Below are 15,602 nucleotides of genomic sequence, written 5' to 3'. Positions count from 1 at the left end.
ATAGTGAGAGTCAATGCGTTCATAACCCATCGTCGCAACCGAGGTGTCCGCATGACCCAAGCCGCCGTGTCCCCCGCCGACCTTGGTGATTTCAAGGTCGCCGACCTCTCCCTGGCCGACTGGGGCCGCCGCGAGATCCGCATCGCCGAGACCGAGATGCCGGCGCTGATGGCGATTCGCCGCAAGTATCAGGAGCAGCAGCCGCTTCAGGGCGCGCGTATCGCCGGCTGTATCCATATGACCATCCAGACCGCGGTGCTGATCGAGACCCTGGTGGCCCTGGGGGCCAGCGTGCGCTGGTCCTCCTGCAATATCTTCTCCACCCAGGACCATGCCGCCGCCGCCATCGCCGCCGCCGGCATCCCGGTCTTCGCCTGGAAGGGCGAGACCGAGGAGGCATTCTGGTGGTGCATCGAGCAGACCGTCACCGGCCCCGATGGCTGGACCCCCAACCTGGTGCTGGACGACGGCGGTGACCTGACCCAACTGCTCCACGAGCGCTTCCCTGAGCTGCTGGACGCCATTCACGGCATCTCCGAGGAGACCACCACCGGGGTGCATCGCCTCCAGGAGATGCTCCGCGACGGCAGCCTCAGGGTGCCGGCCATCAACGTCAACGATGCCGTCACCAAGTCGAAGAACGACAACAAGTACGGCTGCCGCCACTCCCTGAGTGACGCCATCAAGCGCGCCACCGATCACCTGCTGGCCGGCAAGCAGGCCCTGGTGGTGGGCTATGGCGACGTCGGCAAGGGCTCGGCGGCCTCGCTGCGCCAGGAGGGGATGATCGTCAAGGTCAGTGAGGTGGATCCCATCTGTGCCATGCAGGCCTGCATGGACGGCTTCGAGGTGGTCTCGCCCTATGTCGACGGCATCAATCGTGGCATGGCCGGCATCGATCGGGGGCTGCTCGAGAAGATCGACCTGGTGGTCACCGCCACCGGCAATATCGATGCCTGCGATGCGCCCATGCTGCGTTCGCTGAAGAAGGGCGCCGTGGTGTGCAATATCGGCCACTTCGACAGCGAGATCGACACCGCCTATATGCGCCGCCAGTGGCACTGGGAGGAGGTCAAGCCCCAGGTCCACAAGGTCTACCGGGACAGCGATCCCGGCGACTACGACCCGGACAGCGATGACTACCTGATCCTGCTGGCCGAGGGACGCCTGGTGAACCTGGGTAACGCCACCGGCCATCCGTCGCGGATCATGGACGGTTCCTTCGCCAACCAGGTACTGGCCCAGATCCACCTCTACGAGGGGCATTTCGCCGACCTGCCGGCCGCGGACAAGGCGGCGGCGCTGGGCGTCTCGGTGCTGCCCAAGGCGCTGGACGAGGAGGTGGCCCGCTATATGGTGGAGGGCTTCGGTGGCGTGGTGACTCGCCTGACCGAGGCCCAGGGCGACTATCTGGGGGTTCCCGTATCGGGTCCCTTCAAACCGGATACCTATCGCTACTGAGGCGTGACAGTCGCTATCGGCGGGCCCTTTGGCGGCCCGCCGATAGCGTTCTACAGGCGAGCAGGACGCTCGCTGGAGGCAGCCATGATGTTGGCAGATCTGGATCTCGATGCGGCGAAGGAGGAGCGCCGTCAGCAGGCGCGTGTCAACGCCGCCTTTCTGCTCTGCGCGGTGATCGGCCTGCTCTGTTACCTGCCCTTCGACTACTGGTTGATCGAGCCCCGCTGGCAGCTCTTCTGGGCCGGTCGACTGGGCAGCATCGGCCTGATCGTCGCCTGTTTGCTGTGGCAGCACGGCCATCCGGAGCGCAGCGAGATGGCGGTGCTGATCAGCGCCCTGGGGACGGGACTCTTCCTGGCCGGGGGGGCTGCCTGGATCGATGAGACCGAGGTCTTCTTCTTCTGGAATGTCAGCACCGCCCTGGCGCTCTTCGTGCTGGTGCCGGTGGCCACCGTCTGGCACTGGCGCAAGATGGTGCTGCTCAATGGCTTCGTGGCCACCGCCTACCTGCTCTGCTTTCTGCTGTGGAGTCCCTTCAGTTTCTTTACCCTGGGCCAGTATGGGGGGATCTTCCTGCTGGTGGGACTGTTGATCTCACCGCTGCTCTCCCAGGTGCGCTACTTCAATTTCACCCGCGCCGCGACCCTGCGCATGGAGCTGACCAAGCGCAATGCCGAGCTCAGCATCACCTATGAACGCCTGGCCCAGCAGCACCAGGAACTGATGCAGCTGGCCAACTTCGACACCATGACCGGGCTGCCCAATCGGCGCCGTGGCATGGCCTTCCTCAAGGGCTCCCTGGCCAACTGCCAGCAGGAGATGCGCTCACCCCTGTCGCTGATGCTGATCGATGTGGACCACCTCAAGCCGGTCAATGACACCCTGGGCCATGCCGCCGGCGATCAGTTGATCTGTGCCGTGGCCAGGGCCCTGGAGAGTATCATCGGCAAGGGCGAGATGGCCTGTCGCATGGGCGGCGACGAATTCCTGGTGGTGCTGCCGGGGGCCTCGCAGCGGGCCTGCCGGGCGCGCGCCGAGGCCCTGTGCCAGGCCCTCGCCGAACAGCGCCTGGCGGCCGATCCCGAACGCACCATTACCGCCAGTATCGGCACCCTGACCTATGCGCCCTGGAGCGATGCCCGGGTCGATATGGATACCCTGATCCAGCGGGTCGACAGCGAGATGTACCATAACAAGCGCCGGGTCCGGGGGGCCCGCCGTGAGGCGGCGAAGCGCGAAGAGGCGCCCAGGGGCGCCTCCGGCGCCGCCTCGGAATACCCGGAGGGGGATGACTGGCCCTCCCTGGACGATTTCTGACTCAGCGGCCGCCGTCCGCCTCGCCCCCTTGGCGACAGGCCCTGAGCAACTCCTCGGCGAGGGCCTCGTCGCTGAGGGTGCGGGCGATGGCGAGCCCACCGATCATCATCACCGCTCGCTGCAGGGTTTGCTGGCGTGCGTCTTCTCCTTCCCCGGCGACGCGGTCGATAAAGCCTCGAAAGAGGCGCGTATAACTCTCCCGCACCAGCGGATCCTGCTGGGCCACGTCGCTGACCAGGCTGGCCAGCGGGCAGAGGCCGGCCTCGCCTTCCAGATGCTCGCGACTCAGGTAACGATCGCGGGCCTCGGGGCCCGCGTCCAACCCCAGGCGCTCGACGCCCTGCCGGGCCGCCACGACGATGGCCTCGGCGTAGAGTTCGCTCTTGGAGGCGAAGTGGGCATAGAAGGCGCCTCGGGTCAGGCCGGCCTCCTGCATCAGGGTATCGATACTCACGCCGGCGAAGCCGTGCCGGGTGAAGAGACGGGCCGCGGTGTGCAGGATGCGCTCGCGGCTATACGCCTTGTGATCGGGGTGCCAGGGCATGAGCGTCGGCCTCCTTGCGGCCGGAACAGGGCGATGGCCCTAGTCTGCCACGACAGCACCCTATGTTATTGATCATATGGTGCCCTCGGCTAGGGTGTCGGAACACTCATCCATTATCGGGAGATCGTCATGAGCGCATCGGTACATATCCTGGGCCCCCAGTTCAGTAACTTCGTGCGCAGCGTCCAGTACTGCTGCGAGGAGAAGGGCATCGCCTATACCCTGGGCATGACCCTTGACGGTGAGCCCATCGGCCTGCGCTCGCCGGCCCATCGGGCGCTGCACCCCTTCGGCAAGGTGCCGGTGCTGCTGCATGGGGAGCGTCACCTCTGTGAGAGCGTGGCCATCTGCCGCTACCTGGACGCGGCCTTCGACGGACCCGCGCTGCAGCCGGCGGATGCCTGGGGGCGCGCCGAGGTCGATCAGTGGTGCGCGGTGCTGGCCGGCTACGTGGATCAGGCCCTGGTACGGCGTTACCTGCTGGAGCTCGTCTTTCCCAAGGGGCCGGAGGGCAGCGTGCGTGAGGCCGAGGTGGCGGCCGCCACCCCCGAGGTCGGCCGCATGCTCGCCCTGCTGGAGGCGCAATTGGGCGAGCGGGCCTACCTGCTGGGTGACGCCCTGACCCTGGCCGATGCCTTGCTCGCGCCCATGCTGGATTACTTGGCGAGCCTGCCCCAGGCGGCGCCGCTATTGGCACCGCATCCTGGGCTGATGGCCTACCTCGAGCGGCTGCGCGAGCGTCCCGCCGGGCGGCGGGTGCTGGTGGCGCCGAGCTTCGACTAGGCTCGCCACGACGACCTAGCCCAGGCCGGTCACGCCCATCATCCAGTGCAGATAGAGGGGGATCACCAGGGGCGCGGCCAGGGTGGTGATCAGCACCGCCAGGGCCCCCTTGGCCGGGGCGATGCCCAGTTCCATGGCCACCACCACCACATTGGCGGCCATGGGCACTACCCCCAGCAGCAACAGCGCCAGGGCCATCTCCGGCGGCAGCGGGAGCAGCGCCTGCAGGCCCAGCACCAGGGCCAGGGCCAGCAATGGCCAGAGCGCGAAGCGCACCGCCACGCAGGCGCCGATAAAGCGCCCGTCCACCTCGCGCAGCGAGACCCGTCCCAGGGTCATGCCGATGATCATCATCCCCAGCAGGGTATAGGTGGCCGGGAAGGCCTCCAGGCCCTGCATCACCGGGGCCGGCACGCCAAGCCCCAGGCCGCTGACCAGCAGGGCGGCGGCGAAGGCGTAGATCAGCGGCAGGCGAAAGATCTTGAGCAGGCTCTCGCGCACCGAGAAACGCCCCCGGGCGCTGATATAGAAGCCCAGGGTGAATTCATAGAGGGTGATCCCCAGCACGCAGAAGAGGTAGAGGGTCACGCCTTGCGGCGGCAGCAGCACCATGGCGATGGGCAGGCCGAAGTAGCCGGTATTGCCGGTCCCGGCGGAGAAGGCCAGCAGCGCCGCCTCCTGAGCGGCGAAGCCACGGCGTACCAGGCGGCTGACCAGCAGGCAGAGCAGGCTGGCCACCAGGAAGGCGGCCAGGGTCAGCAGCAGGTAGGCCGGGGTGGGGCCCCCCAGCACCAGGCCGCGGAAGAAGGTCAGGGGCGCGATCAGGTAGATCAGCAGGGTGGCGACGGGCCGCGGGTCGATGGCCAGGCGGCGGGCCGCCAGCCAGCCCAGGCCGACGAAGGCCAGCAGCGTCCAGAGTGGGGTCATCAGGGTGCTTGCGAGTTCCACGGGGCCTCTCCTTGGGTATCGTCGCCATCATGCCGGCTCGGGCCCGGGTTGTCAGCGGCACCCTGGTTCGATGAGTCAGGGCATAAAACCATAACCACTAACATGAGCCATTTCGATGCAGAGGCGGGGAAACTTTCATTGGTCTCAGGCAATTCGAGGCGGCACAATGCCTCCCTGAGCTCCTGGGCATGCCACAGGCCCGGGCGTCGCGGGATACGAGAGCCGCCGTTCAGGGGGCCACAAGCCAAGAGATGAGGGTTGAGTCGATGAGTGCACAAGAGCATCCGCTGGGTATCAGTTTCGAGTTCTTTCCGCCGAATACCGAGGTGGGACGCGAGAAGCTGATGCATGTGCGCGATGCCCTGGCCAGCCGCCAGCCGCGCTTCTTCTCGGTGACCTACGGGGCCGGCGGCTCCACCCAGCACCGCACCCTGGACACCGTGCGCCAGGTGCGCCAGAGCGGTATCTCCACCGCCCCTCACCTCTCCTGCGTGGGCAGCGAGAAGGCTCAGCTGCGGGACCTGTTGGCCCAGTATCGGGAGGAGGGCATCGATAGCCTGGTGGCCCTGCGCGGCGACCTGCCCTCCGGCATGGGCGGCGTCGGCGAGCTGCGCTACGCCAACGAACTGGTGGAGTTTATCCGCGAGGAGACCGGCGACCACTTCGAGATCGCCGTGGCCGCCTACCCGGAGTGCCATCCCCAGGCGCCCAACTTCGAGCGCGATGTGGAGAACTTCGCCCGCAAGATGAAGGCCGGCGCCAACCTGGCGATCACCCAGTACTTCTTCAGTGCCGATGCCTATTTCCACTTCGTGGAACGCGCCCGGGCCCTGGGCGTCGAGGGCCCCATCGTGGCGGGCATCATGCCGATCACCAATTACACCAAGCTGGCGCGCTTCTCCGACGCCTGCGGCGCCGAGATCCCGCGCTGGATCCGCAAGCAGCTGGAAGCCTATGGCGACGACAGCGCCTCCATCGCCGCCTTCGGCGAAGAGGTGATCTCCGAGCTGAGCCGCCGGCTGCTGGAAGGCGGCGCCCCGGGGCTGCATTTCTATACGCTGAACCAGGCCGAACCGACCCTCAAGGTCCTCGATAATATCTGCGGCTGATTTTTCTGGTTCTTCGCATTTTGGTGTGAATACCAGTGTGGGAGCTCGGGTTCCCCGAGCGAATGGCACCGAAGGTGCCCCAGTGGCGTGATCCACCTTGACGCTCGACGCCTGAGAGCCCTTCGGGCTCCAATCGCTCGGCATAGCCAAGCTCCCACAATAGCAAGCCGGCGATCTGCCATGTCGTGGCTTCACGCTGATCTGCGAAGAACTGATATTCTGTCCTACCAACACCAAGGCCCCGCTCATCATGATGAGCGGGGCCTTGGTCGTTTCGGGGAGGAATGTCAGCCGGAGGTGGCGGCCTTGGTGCCGCCGCCATGGCTGCCGCGCTGCATCAGGAACAGCAGGGCGCCGATGGCCAGGCCGGCGACATCGGTGTAGATACCGCCGTAGATCATGCACAGGGCCCCGACCAGCATCAGCAGCCGCTGCCAGGCCTTCACCGGGCCGAAGAACCAGGCCTGGACGGCGGCGGCCAGCAGCACGATGCCCAGGGTGGCGGTGACGCCGACCCGCAGGATCTGCAGCCAGGAGCCCTCCATCAGCAGCGCCGGGCTGTAGAAGAACATGAAGGGCACGATAAAGGCCGCCAGGCCGACCTTGAAGGAGGTCACCGAGGTGGCCATGGCATTGGCCCCGGAGATGCCCGCCGCGGCATAGGAGGCCAGGGCCACCGGTGGGGTGATCGCCGAGACCACCGCGAAGTAGAACACGAAGAAGTGTGCCACCAGCGGCTGGATGCCGATATTGATCAGCCCCGGCGCCACCACCGAGGCGGCCACCGCATACGCGGCGGTGGTGGGCATGCCCATGCCCAGCAGGATGGAGATACACATGGCGAAGAACAGCGCGAGCAGCTGGCTGACCCCGGCCAGGCCCAGCAGCAGCGAGGAGAAGCGCGCGCCGACGCCGGTCAGCGAGATGACGCCGACGATCAGGCCGGCGCAGGCGCAGACGGCGATGATCTGGATCGACATGGTGCCGGCCAGCTGCAGTGCCTTGAGGATTGCCCGGGGCCCCATCTTGTAGGGGGTGAGCCAGCTGACCACGGCGGCGGAGGCGGTGGCCAGGGTGCCGGCGCGGATCACCGAATAGCCCATGAACAGCGCCGCGATCAGGATCACGATGGGCGCGAACAGGTAGACCTGCTTGACCAGGCGGCGGAACTGCGGGATCTCCTCCTTGCGCATGCCCTGCATGCCCTTCCGGGCGGCCTCGAAGTCGACCATGAAGTAGACGGAGGCGAAGTAGAGGATCGCCGGAATCAGCGCCGCCACGGCGATCTCGGTGTAGGGGATGCCGGTGATCTCGGCCATGATAAAGGCGCCGGCGCCCATGATCGGCGGCATGATCTGCCCGCCGGTGGAGGCGGCGGCCTCGATGGCCCCGGCGCTCTTGCCCGGGTAGCCGACCTTCTTCATCAGCGGAATGGTCAGCGAGCCGGTGGAGACCACGTTACCCGCCGAGGTGCCGTTGATCATGCCCATCAGCCCGGAGGCGAAGATCGAGACCTTGGCGGGACCGCCCCGGGCGCGGCCGGCGGCGGCGAAGGCGAAGTTGACGAAGTAGTCGCCGACCTTGGAGGCCTGTAGGAAGGCGGCGAAGATGATGAACAGGATGATATAGGTGGACGACACCGCGGTGGTCGGCCCGAGGATGCCGGCGTCGGTGTAGACCTGGCTGAAGAAGCGCTGCACCGAGAGCCCGGGATAGCCGAGGAAGCCGGGCAGGTAGGGGCCGGCGAAGACATAGGCCAGGAACAGCACCGAGATGATCACCAGGGCCAGGCCGGCGACCCGGCGGGTCAGCTCGAGGATCAGCGCCGAGCCGGCGATGGCCGCATAGGCGATGCCCGGCGGCGCGAAGGCGGTGCCGGTGGACATGCGCATGGGGGTGTTATAGATCAGCAGCAGGTAGGCGGCGCTGGCCACGGCGCAGGCCATCAGCGCCAGGTCGGCGGAGGCCAGGCGCTCGCGATGCTGGCGCTGGAACCAGGAGAGCACGATGGCGGCGAAGGTGGCCAGCATCAGCGGGTAGCCGAAGTGCCAGGCCTCCACGGCGGCATCGATGCGCATGGCGCCGCCGGCCAGGGTGCGCTGCATCAGCCACACCTGCAGCAGGGCATAGGCGGCCGGCAGCAGCAGCAGGTAGCCGAGCCCCTTGACCCAGGGGCGGCTGCCGGGTTGGTCGGGCTCGCTGAAGCGCACGCCGGTATAGAGGGCGAAGCCGAGAATCAGGGCGCCACAGATATGCACGATGCGGTAGGACCAAGTCTCCATCGGTAGCACATTCAGGCTCACCAGGTGGAAGACGGCGTAGGCGATGGCCAGCATCGCGAAGAGGATCCACTGCCAGCCGGTATAGAGGCGGCGATTGGACTCCACCGCCTCCTCGTCGACGCCCTGGGCGATGGCCTCGGGCGACGGGTCGTGGGTTGATTGGGTCATGCGAGATTCCCCCTGAGGGACGAACGATTAGGGATCGAAGGGGCGAGCCGCCCATGGGCGGCCCGCAACGGGCGCTTAGCGGATCAGCGCCGGGTCGATCTCATAGCCATTCTCGGTGAACCAGCGCGCGGCGCCCGGGTGGAAGGGCAGCACCTGGTTGTGGACCACGTTCTCGGGGATGGTGGTGACGGCGCTGCGGTGGATGCTCTGCATGCGCTCGTTGTTCTCCATGGTCAGGCGAGTCGCCTCATAGACGAAGTCCTCCGGCAGGTCGCAGCGGGCGATGGCGAAGTTCCACATGGAGACCGCCCGGGCATCTTCCTCCAGGGTGGTGTAGGTGCTGGCGGGGATCGCGAACTCGGCCACCGGGAAGTTTTCCAGGGTGGTGGCCAGCTCTTCCTCGTTGAACTCGATGATGTTCACCTCGCTCTGCACTTCCAGCTGGCTGACCGCGGGAATCGGGATGCCGGCGGCGAAGGCGATCACGTCCAGCAGGCCATCCTGCAGCTGGCCGCCGAGGTCGGTCCAGCCGCCGTTGCGACGCTCGAAGTCGACGCCCAGGGTCTCGAGGATCGCCGGGAAGTAGGTGTCGGAGGTGGAGCCGGCGGGGCCGAAGCCGATACGCGCGCCGTCGGGGATCTCGCTGATGCTGGTGATGTCGCTGCTGGCCAGGGCGGTGATGGAGAAGGGTGTCTCGTACATGGGGAACATGGCGCAGACGTTGTCCAGCACCATGCCCGGGGCCAGCGGGCTCTGGCCGGCCATGGCATCGGCGGCGGGGCCCATGGTGGTCATGCCGAAGGCGATATCGCCGGTATGCACCAGTGCCAGGTTCTGCACCGGACCGCCGGTGACTTCGCCGCCGCCGGAGAGACCCAGCTCGTCGGCGATCATATTGGCCCAGCCGGAACCATAGACGAAGTAGGTGCCGCCCTGGCTGGCGGTGCCCATGGTGAAGCTCTCGGGCCAGTCGCTGCGATCGGCTTGGGCGGCGCCAGCGGCCAGCAGGCTGCCGCTGAGGGCGAGGGTGAGGAGCGGGCGTGAGGTAAGGCGCATGGCGTCTCTCCTGAGGCAGTTATGATTGTGTGAGCTGCCTCCTGACTATAGCCAAATACGCGCCACCCTGTTCTTAGTCCTGTTTTATCAATGGGTTGTAAGTTTTTCTTTCGACCTTGGTCGAAGCCTTCGGCGGTCCATCTGTGCGGAGCTTCGCACGCCGGCGTGCCCTGGCCGTGCGGAAATCCGCACGGCCGGCGAGAGGAAGGAACGGGGGCCCGGTGGCGAGCCCCGCGGGTCATGACTTCTTGGGGTCGAGGATCTTCACCGTCTGGAGGGTGTCACGGGCCTGGCTCTCGCGGATCCGGTTGACCCGGGTCTCCAGCTCCTGGGGCGTCTCCTCCTCGATGGGCAACTGCTCGAAGAAGTCGCAGCTGACGCACTCTCGGTAGCGCACCCCGTGCTGTTCCCAGGCGCGGATCCGATCCATCTGTGCACAGCGGGGGCAGATGGCGCCGGCGATAAAGCGTTTCTGGACAATCATGGTTGAGGCCTCTCGATGGCCGCCGGGCGAGCGCCGGCGGCGAAGAATTCAGGCGGCGCGAATCCCGCTATGACGCAACAGCGGTTCGATGCTGGGTTCGCGGCCACGGCATGGAGAGCACGGAACAGCTCGGCGGCTCAAGCGGCACGAATCCCGCTATGGCGCAGCAGCGGTTCGATGCTGGGCTCGCGGCCGCGGCATGGAGAGCACGGAACAGCTCGGCGGCTCAAGCGGCACGAATGCCGCTATGACGTAGCAACGGTTCGATGCTGGGCTCGCGGCCGCGGAAGGCGCGGAACAGCTCGGCGGCATCCCGGGCGCCGCCCTGCTCGAGGATCTCGTGGCGGAAACGCGCGCCGGTGGCGGCGTCGAAGGTGCCGGCGTCCTCGAAGGCGCTGTAGGCGTCGGCGGAGAGCACCTCGGCCCACTTGTAGCTGTAGTAGCCCGCCGCATAACCGCCGGCGAAGATATGGCTGAAGCCGTTCTGGAAGCGGTTGACGCCGGAGCGCGGTACCACCGAGACGGCGTCGCGCACCTCGTCCAGCAGGGCCTGCACCTGGGCCGCACTCGGCGAGCGCGGCTCGTGGTGGAGGCGGAAGTCGAACAGCGAGAACTCCAACTGACGCGCCATGCCCATGGCGGACTGGAAGTTACGGGCCGCCTGGAGGCGCTGGAAGAGTGCCTCGGGCAGCGGCTCGCCGTTCTCCACATGGCCGGCGATCAGGTCGAGGCCCTCGCGCTCCCAGCAGAAGTTCTCCATGAACTGGCTGGGCAGCTCCACCGCGTCCCAGGCCACGCCGTTGATGCCGGAGACATCCGCCACCGTCTGCTTGGTGAGCATATGGTGCAGGCCGTGGCCGAACTCGTGGAAGAGGGTGGTGACCTCGTCGTGGGTCAGCAGGGCCGGCTTGTCGCCCACCGGGCGGGTGAAGTTGCAGGTCAGGTAGGCCACCGGCAGCTGCAGGCCGCCATCCTCGCAGAGGCGCCGCACCCGGCACTCGTCCATCCAGGCGCCGCCGCGCTTGCCTTCGCGGGCATAGAGGTCCAGGTAGAAGCCGGCGATGGGTTGGCCCTGCTCGAGGATGCGGTAGAAGCGCACGTCGGGGTGGTAGCGGGGCGCCTCGGGGTCTTCGGCGAAGCTCAGGCCATAGAGGCGTTCCACCACCTGGAAGAGGCCGTCGATGACCCGCGGCGCCGGGAAGTAGGGGCGCAGCTGCTCCTGAGAGATGGCGTAGCGGGCCTCGCGCAGCTTCTCGCTGGCGTAGCCGATATCCCAGGGTTCCAGGCGTTCGAGGCCCAGCTCGTCCCGGGCATAGGCGGCCAGCTCGTCGAACTCCTCCCGGGCCTGGGGCACGGCACGGCGCGCCAGGTCGTCGAGGAAGTCGAGCACCTGGCGGGGCGACTCGGCCATCTTGGTGGCCAGGGAGTAGTCGGCGTAGGTGGCGAAGCCCAGCAGCTCGGCGAGCTCCTGGCGCAGGGCCAGGGTCTCCTCGATCACCGGGGCATTGTCGAACCGGCCGGCCTGGGGGCCCTGATCCGAGGCCCGGGTCACGTAGGCGGTATAGACCTCCTGGCGCAGCGCCCGGTCGTCGGCATAGCTGATCACCGGGTAGAAGCTGGGGAAGTCCAGGGTGATGCGGTAGCCCGCCTCGCCCTTGGCCTCGGCATTGGCGCGCAATGTCTCCCGGGCGCTGTCGGGCAGGCCGCTCAGGGCGGCGGCATCGGGCAGCGACTTGTGCCAGGCCTGGGTGGCGTCCAGCACCTGGTTGGAGAAGCGGTTGGAAAGCTCCGAGAGGCGGCTCTGGATCTCGCCATAGCGCTGTTTCTGGGCCGGCGGCAGGTCGACCCCGGCGAGGCGGAAGTCGCGCAGGCTATTGTCGATGCTGCGTTGCTGGGCCTGGTCGAGGCGGGTAAAGGCGGGAGATTCCTTGAGGGCCTGGTAGGCCCGGAACAGCCCCTCGTGCTGGCCCAGCCAGGTGCTGTAGTCGGAGAGCTTGGCCAGGCAGGCCTGGTAGGCCTCGCGCAGGGCCTCGGAGTTCATGGTGGCATTGAGGTGTGAGACCGGCGACCAGGCCTGGGAGAGGCGGTCGTTGAGGCTCTCCAGGGGCGCGGCGAGGCTCCCCCAGGTGGGTGGCTCCTGCTCGGCCCGGTCCACCAGGCGCTCGATGGCCTCGCGGTTCTCGCTCAGCAGCCGCTCGATGGCCGGCACCACCTGGTCGGGCAGGATCTGGCCGAAGGGCGGCAGCTCATGGGTCTCGAGCAGGGGATTATGTGACATGCGGGCCTCGTCGCTAGCGGATAATAGCCCTTAGATGGGGATGCGGCGGCGGGGTTTCAATCGCCGGTGCTGGAATGGCTCAGGGGCGCTGGGGGTAGGTCGGAGCGGGGGTCCTATGCCAGGGATGGCATCGGTAGCGCCCAGGGAGGGGTTCACAGCGCCCCGCGATGGCCTGCCCCCAGGATAGCCCCGGGCCTTAGCCAAGTAGGGGGCTGAACTATCGACGCTGGGCGGATTGGCCGGCCTGGGCTGGCCTGCTAGGCTTGCGCTCCTATCGTCGACCCAGGTCGGCCCGTGACACAAGGACAGCTCGAATGATGCACGAGACCCTGGAGCGCTGGGGCTCCCAGCGCGCCTTTATTCTCGCCGTGACCGGCGCCGCGGTGGGGTTGGGCAATATCTGGCGTTTCCCCTATATCACCGGCGAGAACGGCGGCGCGGCCTTCCTGCTGCTCTATGTCGGCTTCGTGGCCCTGCTGGGCCTGCCGGTGATGATGGCCGAGATCATGATCGGCCGCGCCGGGCGCCGCAGCCCCATGCAGTCGCTGCTGCAGCTGGCCAACCAGGCCGGCGCCACGCCCCACTGGCGCTGGCTGGGCTGGTTCGGTGGCGTGACGGTGTTCCTGATCCTCTCCTTCTATTCGGTGGTCTCCGGCTGGTCCATCGAGTATCTGGTGGAGGCGCTCAACGGTGACTTCGTCGGTAGTTCGCCGGCGGAGGTGGGGGCCAACTTCGAGGCCTTCCTGGCCGACCCCCTGCGCATGACCTTCAACCACACCATCTTCCTGCTGCTGACCCTGTCGGTGGTGGCCGCCGGGGTCGCCAATGGCCTGGAGAAGCTCAACAACCTGATGATGCCGCTGCTCTATCTGTTGTTGCTGGTGCTGGTGGGCTACGCCTCGACCACCGACGGCTTCGGCACCGCCCTGGTCTGGCTCTTCCGGCCGGATCTCTCGGCGGTCACGCCGGTGGTGGTGATGCATGCCATGGGCCACGCCTTCTTCACCCTGGCGGTGGGGGCCTGTGCGCTGATGGCCTATGGCGCCTATATGCCCGATCATCAGAGCCTGCCCCGGGCGGCGCTGGCGGTGGCGGCGCTGGACGTCGCCGTGGCCCTGCTGGCGGGGATCGCCATCTTCTCGGTGGTCTTCTCCCAGGGCATCGATCCCGGCGAGGGCCCCGGGCTGATGTTTGTCACCCTGCCCATCGCCTTCGCCGAGCTGCCCTGGGGGCAGCTGTGGCTGGGGCTCTTCTTCCTGCTGTTGTTGATGGCTACCTGGACCTCCTCCATCAACCTGGCCGAGCCCATGGTGGCGGGTCTGCAGGGGATCGGGCTCAAGCGTGGTCAGGCCGCCGCCCTGGTCGGGGTGGCGGTATGGCTGGTGGGGCTGCTGTCGGTGTTCTCCTTCTCCAGCCTGGCGGAGGTGCACTGGATCGCCGGCATGAACTTCTTCGAACTGGTGACCACCGTGCCCACCGAGTATTTCCTGCCGCTAGGGGGGCTCTTGATCGCCATCTTCGCCGCCTGGGTGGTGCCCCGGGACATCGCCCTGCGCGCCCTGGATGCGGGCCCCACCGGCTACCGGGTATGGCGGACGGTGGTACGCTATGTCTCCATTCCGCTGACCCTGGTGGTGCTATTCTCCACCCTGATCTGATAAAGCGGGCGATTACGCCCCGGGAGCGACACGATGCAAGAGGCACTGCGTAGTCATCGCGGCCTGACCCCCCGCCTCGGCGAGCGGGTCTATGTGGACCCCGCCAGCGTGGTGGTGGGCGATGTGGTGCTGGGCGACGACAGCTCGGTATGGCCCACGGCGGTAATTCGCGGGGATATGCACCGCATCCGTATCGGCGCGCGCACCAGCGTCCAGGACGGCAGCGTGCTGCATATCACCCACGCCAGCGACTACAACCCCGGCGGCTATCCGCTGACCATCGGCGACGAGGTGACCATCGGCCATCGCGCCGTGCTCCATGGCTGCACCCTGGGTGACCGCATCCTGGTGGGTATGGGCGCCATCGTCATGGATGGCGCCGTGGTGGAGGACGAGGTGATCATCGCCGCCGGCGCCGTGGTGACCCCGGGCAAGCGCCTGGAGAGCGGCCATGTCTATGCCGGTAACCCGGCCAAGGCACTGCGCCCCCTGAAGGAGGCGGAGCGGCATTTCTTCGCCTATAGCGCCGGCAACTACGTAAAACTCAAGGATCAGTACCTGGAAGAGTAAGCAACTGATTGTTTTCTCGGGCCATGCCGGGCGATAATCTGGTTATTTATCCAGTTATCGGGAGTCTCTCGCCGGCATGGCGAATTTTCATACCCATCTCGGCGTGGCCAGCGCCCTGGGCGCCCTGGGTGCCTGCGTCGGCTGGCAGGCCGGGCTCTGGTCGGGCCTGGAGGCCCTGCCGCTGCTGGGCCTGGTGGCCTTCGGCGGCATCCTGCCGGATATCGACTCCGATCACTCCCGGGCGATCCGCCTGATCTTCAATCTGTTTGCCGTGCTGGCGGTGGTGGGCGGTGCCCTGCTGCTGCAGGGACGGCTCTCCCCCGGCGAGCTGCTGGTGGCCTGCGGCGGGCTCTACCTGGGGGTGCGCCACCTGGCCGGCGGCGTCTTCAAGCGCTTTACCGTGCATCGCGGTATCTGGCACTCGCTGCTGGCGGCGGGGTTGTGCGGGCTGGTGACCACGGCCCTGAGCTACCGGCTGCTGGCCCAGGAGGCGGGCCTGGCCTGGGCCCAGGGGCTGGCGCTGCTATTGGGCTGCGTGATTCATCTGCTGCTGGACGAGCTCTATAGCGTCGACCTGGTGGGGGCGCGTATCAAGCGCTCCTTCGGCTCGGCCCTGAAGCTCTGCGACCTGCGCGAGCCGGGCAATTCGGCGCTGATGCTGCTGCTGGCGGTGGGGCTGCTGCCCTGGCTGCCTCCCTGGCCCTCGCTGATGGAGCTGCTGGGCCAGGGTGTCCATCTACTACCGCGCTGGCAATAGGTATTGACGGCTCATGCCAGTGGTCGTTTTCTCCCGGGGGTAGGCCTTCGCGGGGCGCGGTGAACCCCTCCCTGGGCGCTACATTTGCCCTGCTTCGCTCTCGCATCCTGCTCCGCTTGCAGGACCGGTGCTGGCCATCCATGGCCAGCCCGTTCGGAGGAATCCTCCTCACCCCTAGCAAATGACC

13 protein-coding genes are annotated in these 15,602 nt (G+C 67.1%); 7 read left to right on the top strand and 6 right to left on the bottom strand.

Features of this window, described 5'->3' with window-relative positions; all coding sequences use genetic code 11:
- The first annotated feature begins 51 nt into the window (after positions 1 to 51).
- Positions 52 to 1,461: an adenosylhomocysteinase gene (gene ahcY / locus ACQ1W9_RS18485; RefSeq protein WP_431024612.1), complete on the top strand. Its 1,410-nt coding sequence runs from the start codon at positions 52 to 54 to the stop codon at positions 1,459 to 1,461.
- An 84-nt stretch (positions 1,462 to 1,545) separates the two neighbouring features.
- On the top strand, positions 1,546 to 2,778 hold the full coding sequence (locus ACQ1W9_RS18480) for a GGDEF domain-containing protein (RefSeq protein WP_431024611.1): 1,233 nt from the start codon (positions 1,546 to 1,548) through the stop codon (positions 2,776 to 2,778).
- A gap of 1 nt (position 2,779) precedes the next feature.
- Here the strand turns inward: ACQ1W9_RS18480 and ACQ1W9_RS18475 are convergent, their stop codons facing one another.
- Positions 2,780 to 3,322, bottom strand: coding sequence for a TetR/AcrR family transcriptional regulator (locus ACQ1W9_RS18475; protein WP_431024610.1), 543 nt, complete (start codon positions 3,320 to 3,322; stop codon positions 2,780 to 2,782).
- A 129-nt stretch (positions 3,323 to 3,451) separates the two neighbouring features.
- On the opposite strand from ACQ1W9_RS18475, the gene ACQ1W9_RS18470 reads away from it, so the two are divergent.
- The gene (locus ACQ1W9_RS18470) at positions 3,452 to 4,105 is read left to right on the top strand and encodes a glutathione S-transferase family protein (RefSeq protein ID WP_431024609.1); all 654 of its coding nucleotides are present in this window, start codon (positions 3,452 to 3,454) and stop codon (positions 4,103 to 4,105) included.
- 15 nt (positions 4,106 to 4,120) lie between these two features.
- Here ACQ1W9_RS18470 and ACQ1W9_RS18465 read toward each other — a convergent pair whose 3' ends face one another.
- Positions 4,121 to 5,053: an AEC family transporter gene (locus ACQ1W9_RS18465; RefSeq protein ID WP_431024608.1), complete on the bottom strand. Its 933-nt coding sequence runs from the start codon at positions 5,051 to 5,053 to the stop codon at positions 4,121 to 4,123.
- Between the two features lie 266 nt (positions 5,054 to 5,319).
- Between ACQ1W9_RS18465 and metF the strand changes: the two genes are divergently transcribed.
- The gene (gene metF / locus ACQ1W9_RS18460) at positions 5,320 to 6,162 is read left to right on the top strand and encodes a methylenetetrahydrofolate reductase [NAD(P)H] (RefSeq protein ID WP_431024607.1); all 843 of its coding nucleotides are present in this window, start codon (positions 5,320 to 5,322) and stop codon (positions 6,160 to 6,162) included.
- A gap of 287 nt (positions 6,163 to 6,449) precedes the next feature.
- Here metF and ACQ1W9_RS18455 read toward each other — a convergent pair whose 3' ends face one another.
- From ACQ1W9_RS18455 to prlC, 4 genes are all read right to left on the bottom strand, one after another.
- The gene (locus ACQ1W9_RS18455; RefSeq protein ID WP_431024606.1) at positions 6,450 to 8,612 is read right to left on the bottom strand and encodes a TRAP transporter permease; all 2,163 of its coding nucleotides are present in this window, start codon (positions 8,610 to 8,612) and stop codon (positions 6,450 to 6,452) included.
- 75 nt (positions 8,613 to 8,687) lie between these two features.
- The gene (locus ACQ1W9_RS18450) at positions 8,688 to 9,668 is read right to left on the bottom strand and encodes a TAXI family TRAP transporter solute-binding subunit (protein ID WP_431024605.1); all 981 of its coding nucleotides are present in this window, start codon (positions 9,666 to 9,668) and stop codon (positions 8,688 to 8,690) included.
- A 238-nt stretch (positions 9,669 to 9,906) separates the two neighbouring features.
- Positions 9,907 to 10,152 (bottom strand): YheV family putative zinc ribbon protein, encoded by a 246-nt coding sequence (locus tag ACQ1W9_RS18445; RefSeq protein WP_431024604.1) that lies wholly within the window; start codon positions 10,150 to 10,152, stop codon positions 9,907 to 9,909.
- 226 nt (positions 10,153 to 10,378) lie between these two features.
- Complete coding sequence (gene prlC, locus ACQ1W9_RS18440; protein WP_431024603.1) at positions 10,379 to 12,430, bottom strand: oligopeptidase A; 2,052 nt, start codon at positions 12,428 to 12,430, stop codon at positions 10,379 to 10,381.
- A 317-nt stretch (positions 12,431 to 12,747) separates the two neighbouring features.
- Here prlC and ACQ1W9_RS18435 point away from each other — a divergent pair, with 317 nt between their 5' ends.
- The 3 genes from ACQ1W9_RS18435 (at position 12,748) to ACQ1W9_RS18425 (ending at position 15,415) form a co-directional block, all read left to right on the top strand.
- Entirely contained in the window at positions 12,748 to 14,088 is a 1,341-nt protein-coding gene (locus ACQ1W9_RS18435; protein ID WP_346062199.1) for a sodium-dependent transporter, read from the top strand.
- Positions 14,089 to 14,121: 33 nt separating this feature from the next.
- Positions 14,122 to 14,658, top strand: coding sequence for a gamma carbonic anhydrase family protein (locus ACQ1W9_RS18430; RefSeq protein WP_431024602.1), 537 nt, complete (start codon positions 14,122 to 14,124; stop codon positions 14,656 to 14,658).
- Positions 14,659 to 14,734: 76 nt separating this feature from the next.
- Positions 14,735 to 15,415 (top strand): metal-dependent hydrolase, encoded by a 681-nt coding sequence (locus ACQ1W9_RS18425; protein ID WP_431024601.1) that lies wholly within the window; start codon positions 14,735 to 14,737, stop codon positions 15,413 to 15,415.
- The last annotated feature ends 187 nt before the right edge of the window (positions 15,416 to 15,602 follow it).

The sequence above is a fragment of the Halomonas sp. H5 genome (genome assembly GCF_050613175.1).
GTDB lineage: Bacteria > Pseudomonadota > Gammaproteobacteria > Pseudomonadales > Halomonadaceae > Bisbaumannia > Bisbaumannia salifodinae.
Note: the sequence above shows the minus strand (reverse complement) of the source record. Positions and strands in the feature narration are given on the sequence as shown.